Raw genomic sequence first — 15,104 nt, forward strand, 5'->3', positions numbered from 1 at the left:
CAAGGGTGTGCGCGCTTTTGATCTGCGGCGGGAGAGTCCTGCCGGTACATCCCGTCAGGCGCCGTAGGAGCAAACCCTCCCCAGGAATCTCTCAGGCCCATGTACCGCCGCGGCGAGGCAACTCTGGAAAGCAGTCCGGCCACACCGGACTCACCGAAGGTGCAAGCAGGCCCATGCCCGCGGAAACTCTCAGGTCCACGTACAGAGCGGGGAGGAACCCGAATCAATGCGGCACCTTGTGCCGCCTGAACGACGGAGTTCCTTTGACGATTCATCCTTCCGCGAGTGCCGGTTCACCCCATCTCGAACGCCAGCTCAGCAACCGCCACATCCAGCTCATAGCCATCGGTGGAGCGATTGGCACCGGCCTTTTCATGGGCTCGGGAAAGACCATTTCCGCAGCCGGCCCATCCGTCATTTTTGTGTACATGATCATCGGCTTCATGCTGTTCTTCGTCATGCGTGCCATGGGCGAACTGCTCCTCAGCAACCTGAACTACAAGTCCTTCAGCGATTTCGCCGCTGACCTCCTGGGCCCTTGGGCCGGGTTCTTCACCGGCTGGACCTACTGGTTCTGCTGGGTCATTACCGGGATCGCCGACGTGATCGCCATCGCCGGCTATTCCAAGGAATTGTGGCCTTCCCTGCCCTTGTGGGTTCCGGGACTCATCACCATCGGCATTCTCCTGCTCCTGAACCTGGCCACCGTGAAGGCCTTCGGTGAGACGGAGTTCTGGTTCGCGCTCATCAAGATCGTGGCTATCGCTGCGCTCATCATTGTTGGCCTGTTCATGATCTTCAGCGGCTTCGAGTCCGACGCCGGTCCGGCCGGTTTCTCCAACCTGTGGAGCCATGGCGGCTTCTTCCCGAACGAGTTCATGGGCTTCGTGGCCGGTTTCCAGATCGCCGTGTTCGCGTTCGTGGGCATCGAACTGGTGGGCACCACCGCTGCCGAAGCCAAGGACCCGGAGAAGAACCTCCCCAAGGCCATCAACTCGATCCCCATCCGGGTTCTGCTGTTCTACGTCGGTGCCCTCATCATCCTCATGTCCGTCACTCCGTGGACGCAGTTCGCCGCCGGCCACAGCCCGTTTATCGCGATGTTTTCCCTGGCAGGCCTCGGCGCAGCGGCCACCATCGTCAACCTCGTGGTGCTGACATCGGCCATGTCCTCTGCCAACTCCGGCATCTATTCCACGTCCCGCATGGTGTTTGGTCTCGCCCAGGAGGGCGACGCGCCCAAGGTGTTTGGCGCCCTCTCCGGACGCAAAGTACCCCGCAACGCCCTGTTCCTGTCCTGCGTCCTGCTGCTGTCCGGCGTCGTGCTCATGTACGCCGGCCAGGACGTTGGCAAGGCCTTCGACATGGTGACCACAGTGTCCGCGGTGTGCTTCGTGTTCGTTTGGTCGATCATCCTGGCCAGCTACCTTGCCTTCAGGAAGCGCCGGCCACACCTGCACGAGTCGTCAGCGTTCAAGATGCCCGGTGGCGTGGTGATGGTGTGGGTGGTGTTCGCGTTCTTCGCTTTCGTGCTGTGGGCCCTTACCACCCAGCCGGACACCCTGATTGCCTTGCTCGCCACCCCCGTGTGGTTTGTGATTCTGGGGGTCGCGTGGATCATCCTTCGGCGCCGGCCCGCGCACCTGGCACGCTACGCGGCGTTCCAGGCCGAATTGCAGCGGGATGCTGAGAGGACGGCCGAGCCGGAGCCGGCCACCAAGTAGGCTTCCCGAACGCATAAGCAGGGCCCTTCACGCTGGCTGCGTGAAGGGCCCTGCTTATGTTGCTTTTGCCGGGAGTGGTCAGCCCCTCAAGCACTTCTGGTAGTCCAACCAGGCGAAGGCATACCGCAGCCAGCCCGCGATGTCGTACCACTTGGACGGCTTGGTGGGTGGGGTGCACTGGGGCGGTTGCGGTCCGCTGTCCGCCACAGTGATCAGAGCCTTCACCACCGTTCCACTTTCGACGGCGGTCAGCACCAGGGTGCCGGTACCTGCAGCTGCCGCCGCGGGAACCTTGAGGTTCACCGTTGCCGCGCCTGCCGTCACCGGCACGGAACCGAGCGCCACAGCGGCGCCCTTGCTGTCCACGAAGACGGCGTTCAGCGAGGCGTTGGCCGGGCTGCCGATCGACGTCAGGTTCAGCTTGGAAACAGCCAGGGTGATTGGCTCACCGGACTTCACCTGGGCCGCCGTCGAGTTGGCGACGGCAACCGAACGGCGCCCGAAGTCCGGGGACACCGGGTTGTGTTCGCGCAGGTACTTGATCCACGCATCACGGTCCACCAGGCCGGTGTCCTTGGTGTTGCTGCCTTCCTTGAAGACCCGGAAGTTGTCACCGCCGGTTGCCAGGAAGCTGAAGGTGCCGATCCTGTACAGCTTGGCGGGGTCGATCACGGCGCCGTTTACCCAGATGCCGGTGATGCGGTCACCTGCAGGGCGGGCGGCGTCGTAGGTGTAGTTGACGTTCTTGGACAGACCCAGCTGCTGGTACGGGCGGCTGGGAACAGTGCCGTCCGGGTTGGTCTGCCACTGCTGTTCAAGAAGTGTCTTGAACTGCGTGCCGGTCAGGGACGTAGTCCAGAGGTTGTTCACGAACGGCAGCACCGCGTTGGCCTCGGCGTAGGTGATGGTGCCGTCCGGTGCGTAATAGAGCTCGTTGCGCAGGCCGCCGGGATTTACGACGCCGATCTCCGCCGAGCCCAGTTCAGGCGCCTTGAGCGTGTCCACCAGTGAGTCCGCCACCAGGTTTCCCAGCGTGGACTCGCTCGCGCGGTCGTCACGCTTGGGAGCCCCGCCGGCGGGGTCCGGGGTGAAAGCGGTGGTGATATCAGCGGTCACTGCACCCACCGGCTGGTTGCCGATCTCGGCAGCATGGGCAAGGGCCTTGTCCACGATGGTCTTCACTGCCGCCACCCGCGGGTAGCTGGCCACGAGGCTCTCGGCGGTATCGGTCGTCCGGTCCACCACAGCGGCCTTGTAGGCAGTGACGGACTTGCTTGCGGTGTCTACCGTGAGCGTCACGCTGCCCACGTTTTCGCCGTAGTTGCCGGTCTGCACGATCGGCCGGGTCTTGCCTGTGGGCTGGCCGTTGGCGTCCAGGACCGGTGCGTCCCAGGCGTACTCCTTGTGCGTGTGGCCGGTGAAGATGGCAGCGACGTCAGGAGTGGTTTCGTTGACCAGTTTGGCGAACGGTCCGCCTGCTGCGACTTCCTGTTCCAAAGTGGCGCCTTCGGGCGTACCGGAAGCGGCGCCGTCGTGGTTCTCCACAATGATCAGGTCTGCCAGGTTCTCAGCCTTGATTTTTGCCGCCACCCGGTTGATGGCTTCCACGGGGTCCCCAAACTCAAGATCGGCAATTCCGGCCGGAGTTACCAAGGAGGGAACTTCCTGGGTGACGGTGCCGATCACAGCCACGCGCATCCCGTTCATGTCCAGTACCTTGTACTCCGGCAGGACCGGGGTGGTGGTGCCTTTCTGGTAGACGTTCGCACCCAAGTAGGCGAACTTCGCGTTGGTTCCTCCCGCGATGACTCGCTCGTGCAAGTCCTGCCAACCGCCGTCGAACTCGTGGTTGCCCACAGCGGAAGCCTGCAGCTCCAGTGCGTTGAGGACATCGATGGTGGGCTGGTCCTTCGCCACTGACGACGCGAACAAGGAAGCGCCGATGTTGTCACCAGCGGAGATGAACGCCGTTGCGCCCGGTGCTGCAGCGGCACGGAGTTTCTCCACGGTTCCTGCGAAGAGCACGGTGTTGGTGTCGATGCGGCCGTGGAAGTCGTTGATGCCCAGGAACTGCAGGTCAACGGTGGCCGGCGCGTCGGGAGTCAGGTTCAGTCCAACCACCACGGGGTCGTGGTCGCTGGCCCGGAATTCGTCCGCGGCGTAGTAGTTGGTCACGTTGTTGTTATACCTGCTGTATTCCAGCGCGACGGACTCTACGGAGTTGATGTTCCAGATGTCGGTCCCGGTGACTTTTTCCGCAGCCGCCGGGGAAGCGAGGATGTGGTCGAGCGAACCCACCATGCCACCGAACAGGTAGGAGTGTTTGCCGGTGCCGGCCTCAAGGTCGGTGTAGCCGGCGCCCGTCAGGACGCTGATGGGATCTTCCTTGGCGTAGGCGTTGAAGTCACCGATGAGGAAGACCTTGTCCGTGCCCTTGGAAGCCTGCAGGTCCTTGGAGAATGCGAGCAACGATTCGGCCTGCTTGGTGCGGGCGATATTGGAGGCACCCTGGCCCTTGTCGGTATCGTCCGGGGTGGCCGCGGAACCCTTGGACTTGAAGTGGTTCACGATTGCTATGAACTTCTTGTCGTCGGCAGCGCCCACAGGCTTGAACACCTGTGCCAGCGGTTTGCGGGCACTTGCGAAGGCCACGGTGTCGTTGTGGATGATGGACTCGCCCACGGGCTCGGCAGCGGCCTTCTTGTAGATGAACGCGGTGCGGATCATGTCCTCATCGCTCAGCGGGGGAGCGTTGGCCGGAGTCCGCACGTAGTCCCAAACACCCGGAGTCTTGACGTTGAGCGCGTCAACCAGCTTGGACAGGGCATCGTCGCGGTTCTTGCCGAACTGTGCCGAGTTCTCGATCTCTTCAAGGGATATGACGTCCGCGCCGGACTTGGTGATGGCTGCTACGATCTTGGCCTGCTGGCGCTCGAAGTTCTCCGCGTTGGCGGCTCCGCGGGCGTTGCAGCCTTCCTTGACCGTAATCGGGTTGCCCTCGCGGTCGGTGTAGAAGACGCAGCCGCTCAGCTGGTCACCGGTGGTGGGGAAGTAATTGAGCACGTTGAAGGACGCCAGTTTAAGGTTTCCACCAACGTTGGCCGGACCGTCGGGCCGGGTGGAGGTGAACGACGCAGGCTGGACTGAGTCCGCGTTGGCCGGGGTCAGCGCGGCCAGTGGCTGGAATTTCCAGGAGTTGTTGCCGTAGCCCAGGATCACGTCGGTGCGGAAGTGTGCCGGCGATCCCACCCGCACCGGATCAGAGGTGCTCAGGTAGGGCAGTTGTTGTGCCTTGGTGGTGGCGTCCTTGAGGAAGTTCGTGGACGCGCCGTCGTCGAGCTTGATGGCCCGCAGGGCGTTATCGGCAACCACAGCGGCGTACTCCGGCGAACCGTAAGTGGCCACTGCCGTCGGCTGCACCAGTGGTGATGTGCCGGCCGCCAGGCCGACCTCGCCGTACTGGTTGAGGGAGTAGTTGTCCGTGACGGTGAACTCGCCCTGCGGAGCGACGAGCATGCCCTCCAGGCTCTCACGGGCGGCTTCATTGGCCGGCAGGGAGAACGGGGTGGACTTGACCTCGGGCGCAGCCTCGCTGAGCTTCTTCAAGCCTGCGGCTTCGACCGTGATCTGCGTCTGGTTGGCGAATTCGCTCACCGCTCCGGTGAGTTCCAGGTAGTCACCCGGCTGTACCGTTGCCGCCGTCGTAGGCGAGTAGACGAACAAAGCGTCCGACGCCGTCCTGGCCGCCCCGCCGGCGTCGCCGCCGGTTCCGGGGGTCTGGACGTAGTAGCCGTTGAATCCGCCGGTTGCGTAGACGGCCGTGACCTTGCCGCGCGTCGTGACGGTGCTGCCTACGAACGGGCTTGCCGTGCCGGTGCCTTGGATCTCTGCGATGGTCTTGACGCCGGGCTGCGGACCGGGGTCCGTGGGCGGGGTTCCGCCGTTGGAACCTGTCGGGGTGATGGTGGTGCTGAGGCTGAAATCGGCGGCGTTGGAGTCGGTGTCCACACCGTTGGTTCGATTCAGGCTCTTGACGTCTGCGTTGCTGGCAGGTGCGCTGGCTGGGGCGGTCTCGAAGGTGTTGGAGGTGCCGTAGCCAAGGAGGTCGGCAATGGCGGGGTTTCCGGTGACCGAGCCGGCAGGGAGCGGTGAGACCGCGTTGGCTTGCTTGGCCAGGACCAGGGTTCCCGTGGTGCCGCTGGGATTCAGGGTGCCGGTTGCCTGCACATCGGGCGTGGGGAGGTTCGGGGCCGTGGAACTGCCGTTGTTCGTGGCTCCCTGAACCAGGTAGTAGCCCTTGGCCGGGATGCTGCCCGTCAAGGGAGTGATGCCGGTAGGTGCCGTAGTGGCGGTGGCTGATCTGTACTGCAGGGACCATCCAGCCAGGCTGACGGGAGTGTCCGAGGAGTTGTAGAGCTCCACGAACTTGTTCTTGAAGGCGGCGCCGGTACTGCCGCCGCTGAGGTACGCCTCAGTGATTACCACAGGCGAAGTGCCGGTGGGTGCTGCCGGATCGTCCGCCGCGAACGCGGGTGCCGCGGTCAGCGGGGCTGCAAGCAACCCGACTGACAGGACCGTTCCCGCAGCTGATTTCCAATATTGATGTTGCATCCGCTCTAACTTTCATTAGGGAGCCCTGTGGGGCCCTGTGGACGACGCCCGCTGTCTTGTGAAGTGGGCGATATGCCCGGAAGTTACTCCGGGGTAAAGCTGCCTCGGGCATAGCTGAACACGAACGGATGAATGGGAGGTGGCGCATCGGTGGCCGGAAGGTTCTCCCGGCCACCGAGGCTCCTATTTGGCCGCGCCCTTGAGGGTTCCGGTGGTTGCGGCTCCAGCAGCAGCGCCGATCAGGCAGACGATCTCACGATCGCCGGTCTTCCAGGAATCGCTGGTGGGGTGGAGGAAAGTGACATCCAGGGCGGACTCTTCGAAGGGTACGCCTACGAAAGTTGCGAACTGGGCACCGCAGAACTCCTCTGCCTTGGTGCCCACTTCGGTGTCACCGGGGAACGCGGACGTGTCCATTTTGGTGACGGCGTAGGCCTCGAGGTCGTGGCTCTGGTCGCACGGAATGATGGTGACGTCCACGACTTCCTGGGTATCAGGGTTGGCGATGCAGTCGCCCAGTTTCACTTTGAAGGCGTCTGCTTTGGACGATTCCGTTGCTTTGCCGGATTCATCCCGCTTGGCGTCCCCGCTGCTGATGAGCGAACATCCCGCCAGTGCCAGCGATCCCATGGTCAGCACGGCAGCAGCCCTGAGGGTCTTTGAAAGGTGGAGCATTCTGGTCCTCATTCCAGAAGGAGCACAGGATTCCTGATCGGAAAGGCACTGTGGTCAACGATGAGGGACCCAACAAGGTATTCCCACGCCGGTCGATCCCCCAAGGCCGACGATGAGAGGCTCCGGCCGGACTGCCCCTGGGTAGGAGGCAGACCGGCTGGACCCGAATTTTCATAGTCTAGGCCGTCTGGCCCTGCTCCTGGATCACCTTGAAGACGGCACCCGTGGGATCGGACAACGTTGCCAGGCGGCCGAAGGGCGTCTCTTCGGCGGGTTCCATGACGGTGGCGCCCAAGGCCGCAGCCTGCTCAACGGTGGCATCGGTGTCCGCCACCGCGAAGTACACGCTCCACATGGAAGGGACCTGCGGGGGGAGGAAGCCGGAGGCATCCATGATGCCGGCCTGTGCGTTGTCTCCCGAGCCGAGGGTGGTGTACCGGAACTCAGGGGTGTCGCTCATGACGTCCGTTTCCCAGCCGAACACCTTCTGGTAAAAGGCGACCGCGGAGTCGTAGTCCTTGGAGAGGAGCTCATGCCAAGCTGGAGCGCCGGCCTCGGCTGCGATCTCATAGCCCTTCATCTCCCCGAATTGCCAAGCACCGATCGAGGCACCCGAAGAGTCACCGTACATGGCCATGCTGCCTTGCTCGGGAACCTCCATCGGTTCCAGGTACACCTGGCCGCCGTTGGCAGCTGCGGCTTCCGTGGTTGCCTTGATGTCATCGGTGCGCAGGTAAGTGGACCACACATCCGGCATGGCTCCCATGTCCTCCTGCTTCTGCATGATCCCTGCAACCATCCGGCCGTCCTTGGACGCTGTGATGTAGCCGCCGTACTTCTCCTGGTCGCCGGTCTCGAACGTCCAACCGAAAAGGGTGCCGTAGAAAGACTTCGCCTGTTCGGTATCGGAGGTCATCAGGTCGATCCAGCAAGGTGCTCCCGGAGCGATGTCAGGGGTTGGCATAGGTGAGGCTCCTGTTGTTGTTCCGCGATGAAAACCGCGTCTGATGTCGGTCGTGTGGAGACAGTCAGAACACTATGCCGGGGGTCTGACACTTTCAATGATCTGCCGGAAGCCGGTTCCCGGAGCGGGGGGCGAGCAGGTACTGGAAGCAACAAAAATGCCCCGGGTTGAAGAACCCGGGGCATTCGTTGGCGGAAGGTAAGGGATTTGAACCCTTGGTACGGGGTTACCGCACACTGGTTTTCAAGACCAGCTCCTTAGGCCGCTCGGACAACCTTCCTCGCCTAGTAGTGTTTCATAGGGAGTTGGCTGTTCCAAAACATCACGTCCACCAGTCCCCGTCCCGGGGCCGGCGGACAAGCAAGAAACCGGGAGTTCGTCATGAAAGCCGTCTTTATCCCAGAGCCGGGCGGGCCCGAAGTCCTCGAGGTCCGCGAGGTCCCCTCCCCGGTGCCGGGCGATGGCGAGGTACTGATCGACGTCGTTGCTGCGGGCCTGAACCGTGCGGACGTCCAGCAGCGCCGCGGCTTCTATCCACCGCCGCCCGGGGCATCGGAAATCCCCGGACTCGAGGTTTCCGGTCGGATCTCCGCCTTCGGCCCCGGCGTTACCAAGGCCTTCTCCGTGGGGGACAAGGTAGTGGCGCTGCTTTCCGGCGGCGGCTACGCCCAACAGGTGGCGGTTCCTGCCGAACAGGTACTTCGCGTTCCTGAAGGCGTGGACCTGATCACCGCAGCTGCCCTGCCGGAGGTTGCCGCGACCGTGTATTCGAACCTCATCATGACGGCCCAGCTGCAACCCGGAGAGACGGTGCTCATCCACGGCGCCACCGGCGGAATAGGCACCATGGCCATCCAGCTCGCGAAAGCCTACGGTGCCACAGTTGCGGCAACTGCGGGGTCGGATGAAAAAGTCGGCACGGCCAAGGCGTTCCTCGGGGCCGACATCGCCATCAACTACACCGAAGAAGACTTCGTTGAAAGCCTCAAGGCACAAAACGGCGGCAAAGGCGCGGACGTTATCCTCGACGTCGTGGGTGCCAAGTACCTCCAGCAGAACGTCGACGCGCTCGCTGAGTACGGCAGGCTCATCATCATCGGGCTGCAGGGCGGCGCCAAGGCGGAGATCAACCTGGGCCAGCTCCTCAGCAAGCGTGCAGCCGTGATCGGCACAGCCCTCCGGCCCCGTTCGGTTGCCGAAAAAGGCATCATCATGACGGCGGTGCGCGAGTCCGTGTGGCCCATGGTCACCGACGGTCGTATCACGCCGCTCGTCGCCAAGACTTTCCCGCTGGACCAGGTCCGCGAAGCGCATGAGTACTTCGACTCGGGGGAGCACGTGGGCAAGGTCCTCTTGCTCCTCTGACATTCCAGCCAACCCGCAGCAAGGAGCTCCATGTCCATCCGGCACAGCCTTCTGGCCCTGCTCCAGGACCAGCCCAGGTATGGCTATGAGTTGCGTGTCGAATTCGAGGACCGGACCGGCGCCGCCTGGCCGCTGAACATCGGCCAGGTTTACACCACCTTGGACCGGCTTGAGCGCGACGGCCTGGTCAGCAAGGACGGCGACGACGGCGGCGGGCACGTCATCTACAGCATCACTGACGCTGGGGTCGAGGAAGTCGCGGCGTGGTTTTCCGGGGCTGTCGACCGGGGAAATCCGCCGCGGAACGAGATCGCCATCAAACTGGCGCTCGCCGTGACCATGCCCGGGGTGGATGCCGCTGCGGTGATCCAGTCCCAGCGTGAAGTTTCCGTCAAGGCGCTGCAGGAGCACACCCAGGCGCGCAAAGCGGTCTCGGCCAACCAGCGCTCAGCAGACACGGCGTTCCTGCTGGTGCTCGATTCCCTGGTGTTCCAGGCAGAGGCCGAAGTCCGGTGGCTGGACCTGTGCGAAGCCCGCATGGTGCAGAGCCTGGGCAAGGGCGGGTCAAGCACCGCTGGTGCCAGCTAGCTGTACAACCGGCCCACCGTTTGCCGCAGGCAGGCTACCGCTCAGCGCAGCCAACGGACCCGGCGGTGAGTACGGACACTTCCCGGGGAACCTTATTGCTAACTTGCCCGTGACGCACGTCCGAGCCAAGGCAGCGCAGCAGTTCTCAAGGAGGAGATATGGGCAAGAACCCTGACCAGACCGGACTCATGGAAGGACTCGATCCTACGCTGCCTGCACCCGCGGTGGACCGTTCCGCCCGGGACGCCGAGGAACGCAAATGGACTCCGGCGAAAATCGGTCTTTGGGTGGCGATTTCGCTGCTCGGTGCAGTGGCGTGGTTCATGCTCGCCCTGGTTCGCGGCGAGACGGTGAATGCCATCTGGTTTGTCTTCGCCGCTGTCTGTACCTACCTCATCGGCTACCGCTTCTATTCCAAGGTCATTGAACGCTACCTGCTGAAGCCGGATGACCGAAGGGCTACGCCCGCCGAGTATAAGGCCGACGGCAAGGACTACGTCCGCACGGACCGGAACGTCCTGTTCGGGCACCACTTCGCGGCGATCGCCGGTGCAGGCCCCTTGGTGGGCCCGGTCATCGCGGCGCAGATGGGTTACCTTCCAGGCACCATCTGGATCATCATCGGCGTCGTGTTTGCCGGTGCCGTGCAGGACTATCTGGTGATGTTCTTCTCGATGCGTCGAGGCGGCCGGTCCCTGGGCCAGATGGCCCGTGAGGAACTGGGAGTCATTGGCGGTACAGCGGCCTTGATCGCAACGTTGCTGATCATGATCATCATCGTGGCCATCCTTGCGCTGGTAGTGGTCAATGCCCTGGGTGAGAGCCCGTGGGGCGTCTTCTCCGTTGGAATGACCATCCCGATTGCGCTGTTCATGGGCGTGTACCTTCGGTTCATCCGGCCCGGCAAGGTGATGGAGGTTTCCATCATTGGTTTCGTGCTGCTCATGGCGGCCATCATCGGCGGCGGTGCTGTGGCTGGTACCGAGTGGGGTGCGGCATTCTTCCACCTGGATAAGGTGACCATCGCCTGGGGACTGATCATCTACGGATTCATTGCCGCGATCCTGCCCGTGTGGCTGCTGCTCGCGCCGCGCGACTACCTTTCCACGTTCATGAAAATCGGCGTGATCGTGATGCTGGCCCTCGCCATCATCGTTGTGCGGCCGGAAATCACCGTCCCTGCCTTCAGCGAGTTCGCGGGCCGCGAGAACGGCCCGGTGTTCTCCGGCGCGCTGTTCCCGTTCCTGTTCGTCACGATTGCCTGTGGTGCCTTGTCCGGTTTCCACGCCCTCATTTCCTCGGGGACCACCCCCAAGTTGATCGAGAAGGAACGCCAGACCCGTTTCATCGGGTACGGCGGCATGCTGATGGAGTCGTTCGTGGCCATCATGGCGCTCGTGGCTGCAATCTCGATTGACCGCGGCATCTACTTCGCCATGAACGCGCCCCTGGCACTGACCGGCGGCACGGTGGAGTCAGCCGCCACCTGGGTGAACAGCCTGGGCCTGGCCAACGTGAACATCACCCCGGACGTGCTGGCCCAGACGGCCAAGGACGTGGGCGAGGAAAGCATCATCTCCCGCTCCGGCGGTGCCCCGACGCTGGCCGTTGGCTTGGCGCACATCATGCAGCAGTTCATCGGCGGTCCCGCCATGATGGCGTTCTGGTACCACTTCGCCATCATGTTCGAGGCGCTCTTCATCCTTACCGCCGTGGACGCCGGAACCCGCGTTGCCCGGTTCATGCTGCAGGATTCCATCGGCAACTTTGTTCCCAAGTTCAAGGAAGCTTCATGGCGCCCCGGTGCCTGGCTCTGCACGGCCATCATGGTGGGTGCCTGGGGCGCTGTGCTGTTGATGGGTGTGACGGATCCGCTGGGCGGCATCAATACGCTGTTCCCGCTGTTCGGCATCGCCAACCAACTGCTGGCAGCCATCGCCCTGGCGGTGTGCTTGGCCATCGTGGCCAAGCGGGGCACGTTCAAGTGGCTGTGGATCGTGGCCGTCCCGCTGGCTTTCGCAGCTGTCGTCACCATCACTGCCAGCTTCCACAAGATCTTCTCCCCGGTACCGGCCGTAGGCTATTTCGCCAACAACCAGGCATTCTCCAAGGCACTTGCTGATGGCAAGACGGAGTTCGGCACGGCCAAGAGCGTCGCGGCCATGGAAGCTGTCGTCCGGAATACGGCCATTCAGGGATGGTTGTCGGTGATCTTTGTTGTCTTGAGCATCATCGTGATCCTCACGGCGCTGATCGCCACCGTCAAGGCCATCCGGGCCGGTGGGGGACAGGATCATGAAGATCCTGCCGTGCCGTCCAAGGTGTTTGCTCCTGCAGGACTCCTTCTCACCCCGGCCGAGAAAGCGCTGCTCGCCGAATGGAACGCGTTGCCTGCTGACAAGCGCACCCACAAAGCGGGGCACCACTGATGAACGCGGTCACCAGGGGCTTTCGTGGCTTTGCCGCATACATGGGTTCGCTTATGGGCGCTGACGCGTACACGAAATACCTTGAGCACTTCACCGCCTCCGGCCACGCCGGTCCCGCCATGACCGAACGCGAGTTTTGGCGGGACCGGATGGACCGGCAGGACAGCAATCCCCAGGGCCGCTGCTGCTGAGCTGTAGTTTCGCTACGAACGAAGTCCAAAATCCGGCTGTGGCCGGAGGTTCACGGGAAGCACATGAGAGTATGAACTAATGAGCGATCTGAACGACATTCAGCCCACGGATGAGGCTTCGGACGACACTCCCGTGGAAGGAACCACACTGGACGGGGATGCGGCTGCGCCCAATGGCGGGCAATCCCCGCAGGGCGAGGCAGCGAACGACGTCAAGCCCAAGCCCAGCAACCTTCAGGAACTGGTGGACGAGCCTGCCAAGGTGATGCGGATCGGCACGATGATCCGTCAGCTTCTGGAAGAAGTTAAGAGCGCCCCGCTTGATGATGCAGCGCGCGGTCGCCTCGCCGAGATCCACGAGCGGTCCATCAAGGAGCTCGAAGATGGGTTGGCACCTGAGCTCATTGACGAGTTGGAACGCATCAGCCTCCCGTTTCCCGAGGACAAGGCCCCCTCGGACGCTGAGCTTCGCATCGCACAGGCCCAGCTGGTGGGCTGGTTGGAAGGGCTGTTCCATGGCATCCAGGCAGCCATTGCCGCCCAGCAGGCAGCGAAAGAACACGCTGCCGCGCAAATGCAGCTTCGGCAGCTGCCCCCGGGTACGGTCATCGCGCCGGGCATCATCATTGGCGAAAACGGGCAACCGCAGCGGGCTGCTGCGCCCGGGGCTTCGGGTGCTGCTTCCAATGGACGCCCGGAAGATCCCGACCACGGCCCGGGCCAGTACCTCTGAGTTCGCGGGTGGGTTTCTTTGGGGCCGTCCGGCAGGGACGGAAGGACGATCTTGAGCTCGGCAAGGGCCTGTGGCGCCGCGCCCACGACCGCTTCCATCGCGGGCTAGACCGTTATCACCAGGTCCTTGAAGGCGTGGACGACGAGCAGCTCTACAACGAGCTTGTGGAGATCGCCAATGAACTGGCGGAGTTGTCCCCACGGGTGCGGAGCATCTGCGTAGAGGCGCAAAAGCGCTCGCCCAGCGATGGGCTGGACGTGCCAGGAGCGCTCGCGGGCGTGCACAGGGCGCTGTCCAAAGCCGGCAACTCGCTCGCCACCACGGCTGAGGCTGCGGCGATGTTGCGTCTGGCTGTAGGTCCTGTACCGGTCGGTGCATTATCCGTGCGGCGCCGTGCTGAGTCCGTCTTCGAGCAGGTGGCCGACGCGGAGCGCCAACTCAATCCCTGATCCGGAAACTAAGTAATCCGGAGTAATCCGGAAATAAGGCAGGCGTTGACAACTACACGCGTGCGCCCCTATTCCCTGCATGCAAGAAGTTAAGCGGATAGCTGATCTTCGTCATAATCGGCCCATGACCCAGGCGGTAGCTGGCAGGATGACAACCATGACTTCGTCACCAGAACTTACTTTTAACGACGGCAACACCATCCCCCAGCTCGGCTACGGGGTATGGCAGGTTGAAGACGATGTAGCCGAAAAGGTAGTACGCCAGGCTTTCGACGCCGGGTTCCGCCACATCGATACCGCAAAGATCTACGGCAACGAGGCCGGCGTTGGCCGTGCCATCGCCTCTTCGGGCCTCTCCGCCGAAGAAATTTTCATCACCACCAAGCTCTGGAACGCGGACCAGGGCTACGAATCCACCCTGGAGGCCTTCGAGAAGTCGCTCGACCGCCTTGGCCTGGAAACCCTGGACCTCTACCTCATCCACTGGCAGCAGCCCAAGCAGGAGAAGTACGTCGATACCTGGAAGGCCCTCATCGAGCTCAAGAAGCGCGGACGGGTGAAGTCCATTGGTGTCTCCAACTTCACCAAGGAAGGCCTGCAGCACATCATCGATGAAACCGGCGTCGTTCCGGCCATCAACCAGGTTGAACTGCACCCCTTCTTCAACCAGGCCGAATTGCGCGAATTCAACGCCTCCAAGGGCATCCTCACGCAGGCATGGTCCCCGCTGGGCCAGGGTGGCGAGCTCCTGGAGAGCGCCACGATTGCTGAGATCGCAGCCAAGCATGGTGCCACGCCGGCGCAGGTTGTCATCGCATGGCACTTGGCCATCGGCAACGTCGTGATCCCCAAGTCGGTCACGGAGTCCCGCATCCAGGAGAACTTCGCAGCCCTGGACGTCACGCTGGACGCCACCGACGTCGAGGCCATCAACAGCCTGGACCGCGGCGCTGAAGGCCGCATCGGCCCGGACCCGGCAGTCTCCGACTTCGCCTAGGCCCCGCGCCTTACTCAGGTGCCCCGCTCCCTTCCGGGGGCGGGGCACCTGGCGTTTCACCTGATGGGCGCGAGGGTGGTCACTGAGAAGGGCACTTCCAGCAATGTCTTTACCGCTTCCACAAAGTCCTTCACATGCTGTTGCCGGTTGTGGGCTTCGAGATCCTCGGCACTTGCCCAGCCTTCAAACATGACGAAGGTGCCGGGCTGCTGCCCATCGGCGAAAACGGTGTACTCCAGGCAGCCCTGGTCCTTGCGGCTGTTCGTCTGCAGTGAGCTGAGGACTCCTTGCAGCTCGCTTTCGCGTCCTGCTTTGGCGATAAATACCGGCATGAGCCACACTTCTGCGGGCTCTTTGTGGGTTGGGCTGGTCATTCTT

The 15,104-nt window shown here is 63.0% G+C and carries 12 protein-coding genes, 1 tRNA gene and 1 riboswitch; of the genes, 8 read left to right on the forward strand and 5 right to left on the reverse strand.

Annotated elements, in window-relative coordinates:
• Positions 1 to 18 precede the first annotated feature (18 nt).
• A riboswitch (glycine riboswitch) is annotated at positions 19 to 117 on the forward strand.
• Between the two features lie 146 nt (positions 118 to 263).
• Positions 264 to 1,724: a D-serine/D-alanine/glycine transporter gene (cycA, locus tag HMI60_RS07955; protein WP_018777934.1), complete on the forward strand. Its 1,461-nt coding sequence runs from the start codon at positions 264 to 266 to the stop codon at positions 1,722 to 1,724.
• Between the two features lie 78 nt (positions 1,725 to 1,802).
• Here the strand turns inward: cycA and HMI60_RS07960 are convergent, their stop codons facing one another.
• The 4 genes from HMI60_RS07960 to HMI60_RS07975 form a co-directional block, all read right to left on the reverse strand.
• Positions 1,803 to 6,335, reverse strand: coding sequence for an ExeM/NucH family extracellular endonuclease (locus HMI60_RS07960; RefSeq protein WP_193590910.1), 4,533 nt, complete (start codon positions 6,333 to 6,335; stop codon positions 1,803 to 1,805).
• Positions 6,336 to 6,518: 183 nt separating this feature from the next.
• Positions 6,519 to 7,010: a septum formation family protein gene (locus HMI60_RS07965; protein WP_193590911.1), complete on the reverse strand. Its 492-nt coding sequence runs from the start codon at positions 7,008 to 7,010 to the stop codon at positions 6,519 to 6,521.
• A 178-nt stretch (positions 7,011 to 7,188) separates the two neighbouring features.
• A complete protein-coding gene (locus HMI60_RS07970) occupies positions 7,189 to 7,974 on the reverse strand; it encodes a VOC family protein (RefSeq protein WP_018777931.1) in 786 nt (261 codons plus the stop codon).
• 189 nt (positions 7,975 to 8,163) lie between these two features.
• Positions 8,164 to 8,254, reverse strand: a tRNA-Ser gene (locus tag HMI60_RS07975).
• Positions 8,255 to 8,355: 101 nt separating this feature from the next.
• Here HMI60_RS07975 and HMI60_RS07980 point away from each other — a divergent pair.
• The 7 genes from HMI60_RS07980 to HMI60_RS08010 all read left to right on the forward strand — a co-directional run bounded on the left by HMI60_RS07980 (position 8,356) and on the right by HMI60_RS08010 (position 14,726).
• A complete protein-coding gene (locus HMI60_RS07980; RefSeq protein ID WP_039239742.1) occupies positions 8,356 to 9,339 on the forward strand; it encodes an NAD(P)H-quinone oxidoreductase in 984 nt (327 codons plus the stop codon).
• Between the two features lie 30 nt (positions 9,340 to 9,369).
• Positions 9,370 to 9,927: a PadR family transcriptional regulator gene (locus tag HMI60_RS07985; RefSeq protein ID WP_018777929.1), complete on the forward strand. Its 558-nt coding sequence runs from the start codon at positions 9,370 to 9,372 to the stop codon at positions 9,925 to 9,927.
• Positions 9,928 to 10,085: 158 nt separating this feature from the next.
• Positions 10,086 to 12,356 carry a carbon starvation CstA family protein gene (locus HMI60_RS07990; RefSeq protein WP_193590912.1) on the forward strand — a complete coding sequence of 757 codons (2,271 nt, stop codon included), beginning with the start codon at positions 10,086 to 10,088 and terminating at the stop codon, positions 12,354 to 12,356.
• A complete protein-coding gene (locus tag HMI60_RS07995; RefSeq protein ID WP_018777927.1) occupies positions 12,356 to 12,547 on the forward strand; it encodes a YbdD/YjiX family protein in 192 nt (63 codons plus the stop codon). The genes HMI60_RS07990 and HMI60_RS07995 overlap by 1 nt, the downstream gene beginning before the upstream one ends.
• Before the next feature lie 79 nt (positions 12,548 to 12,626).
• A complete protein-coding gene (locus tag HMI60_RS08000) occupies positions 12,627 to 13,280 on the forward strand; it encodes a bacterial proteasome activator family protein (RefSeq protein ID WP_039239748.1) in 654 nt (217 codons plus the stop codon).
• An 8-nt stretch (positions 13,281 to 13,288) separates the two neighbouring features.
• On the forward strand, positions 13,289 to 13,729 hold the full coding sequence (locus HMI60_RS08005; RefSeq protein ID WP_018777925.1) for a hypothetical protein: 441 nt from the start codon (positions 13,289 to 13,291) through the stop codon (positions 13,727 to 13,729).
• A gap of 157 nt (positions 13,730 to 13,886) precedes the next feature.
• Positions 13,887 to 14,726 carry an aldo/keto reductase gene (locus tag HMI60_RS08010; RefSeq protein WP_055973260.1) on the forward strand — a complete coding sequence of 280 codons (840 nt, stop codon included), beginning with the start codon at positions 13,887 to 13,889 and terminating at the stop codon, positions 14,724 to 14,726.
• A 56-nt stretch (positions 14,727 to 14,782) separates the two neighbouring features.
• On the opposite strand, the gene HMI60_RS08015 is transcribed toward HMI60_RS08010, so the two are convergent.
• Positions 14,783 to 15,100, reverse strand: coding sequence for a putative quinol monooxygenase (locus HMI60_RS08015; RefSeq protein ID WP_018777923.1), 318 nt, complete (start codon positions 15,098 to 15,100; stop codon positions 14,783 to 14,785).
• Positions 15,101 to 15,104: the final 4 nt, after the last annotated feature.

Source organism: Paenarthrobacter sp. YJN-D (genome assembly GCF_015040335.1).
GTDB classification, from domain to species: domain Bacteria; phylum Actinomycetota; class Actinomycetes; order Actinomycetales; family Micrococcaceae; genus Arthrobacter; species Arthrobacter nicotinovorans.

Coding starts and splice junctions, on each gene's coding strand:
- HMI60_RS07960 (WP_193590910.1), bottom strand. CDS start 6,335: ATGCAACATCAATATTGGAAATCAGCTGCGGGAACGGTCCTGTCAGTC.
- HMI60_RS07965 (WP_193590911.1), bottom strand. CDS start 7,010: ATGCTCCACCTTTCAAAGACCCTCAGGGCTGCTGCCGTGCTGACCATG.
- HMI60_RS07970 (WP_018777931.1), bottom strand. CDS start 7,974: ATGCCAACCCCTGACATCGCTCCGGGAGCACCTTGCTGGATCGACCTG.
- HMI60_RS07980 (WP_039239742.1), top strand. CDS start 8,356: ATGAAAGCCGTCTTTATCCCAGAGCCGGGCGGGCCCGAAGTCCTCGAG.
- HMI60_RS07985 (WP_018777929.1), top strand. CDS start 9,370: ATGTCCATCCGGCACAGCCTTCTGGCCCTGCTCCAGGACCAGCCCAGG.
- HMI60_RS07990 (WP_193590912.1), top strand. CDS start 10,086: ATGGGCAAGAACCCTGACCAGACCGGACTCATGGAAGGACTCGATCCT.
- HMI60_RS07995 (WP_018777927.1), top strand. CDS start 12,356: ATGAACGCGGTCACCAGGGGCTTTCGTGGCTTTGCCGCATACATGGGT.
- HMI60_RS08000 (WP_039239748.1), top strand. CDS start 12,627: ATGAGCGATCTGAACGACATTCAGCCCACGGATGAGGCTTCGGACGAC.
- HMI60_RS08010 (WP_055973260.1), top strand. CDS start 13,887: ATGACTTCGTCACCAGAACTTACTTTTAACGACGGCAACACCATCCCC.
- HMI60_RS08015 (WP_018777923.1), bottom strand. CDS start 15,100: ATGACCAGCCCAACCCACAAAGAGCCCGCAGAAGTGTGGCTCATGCCG.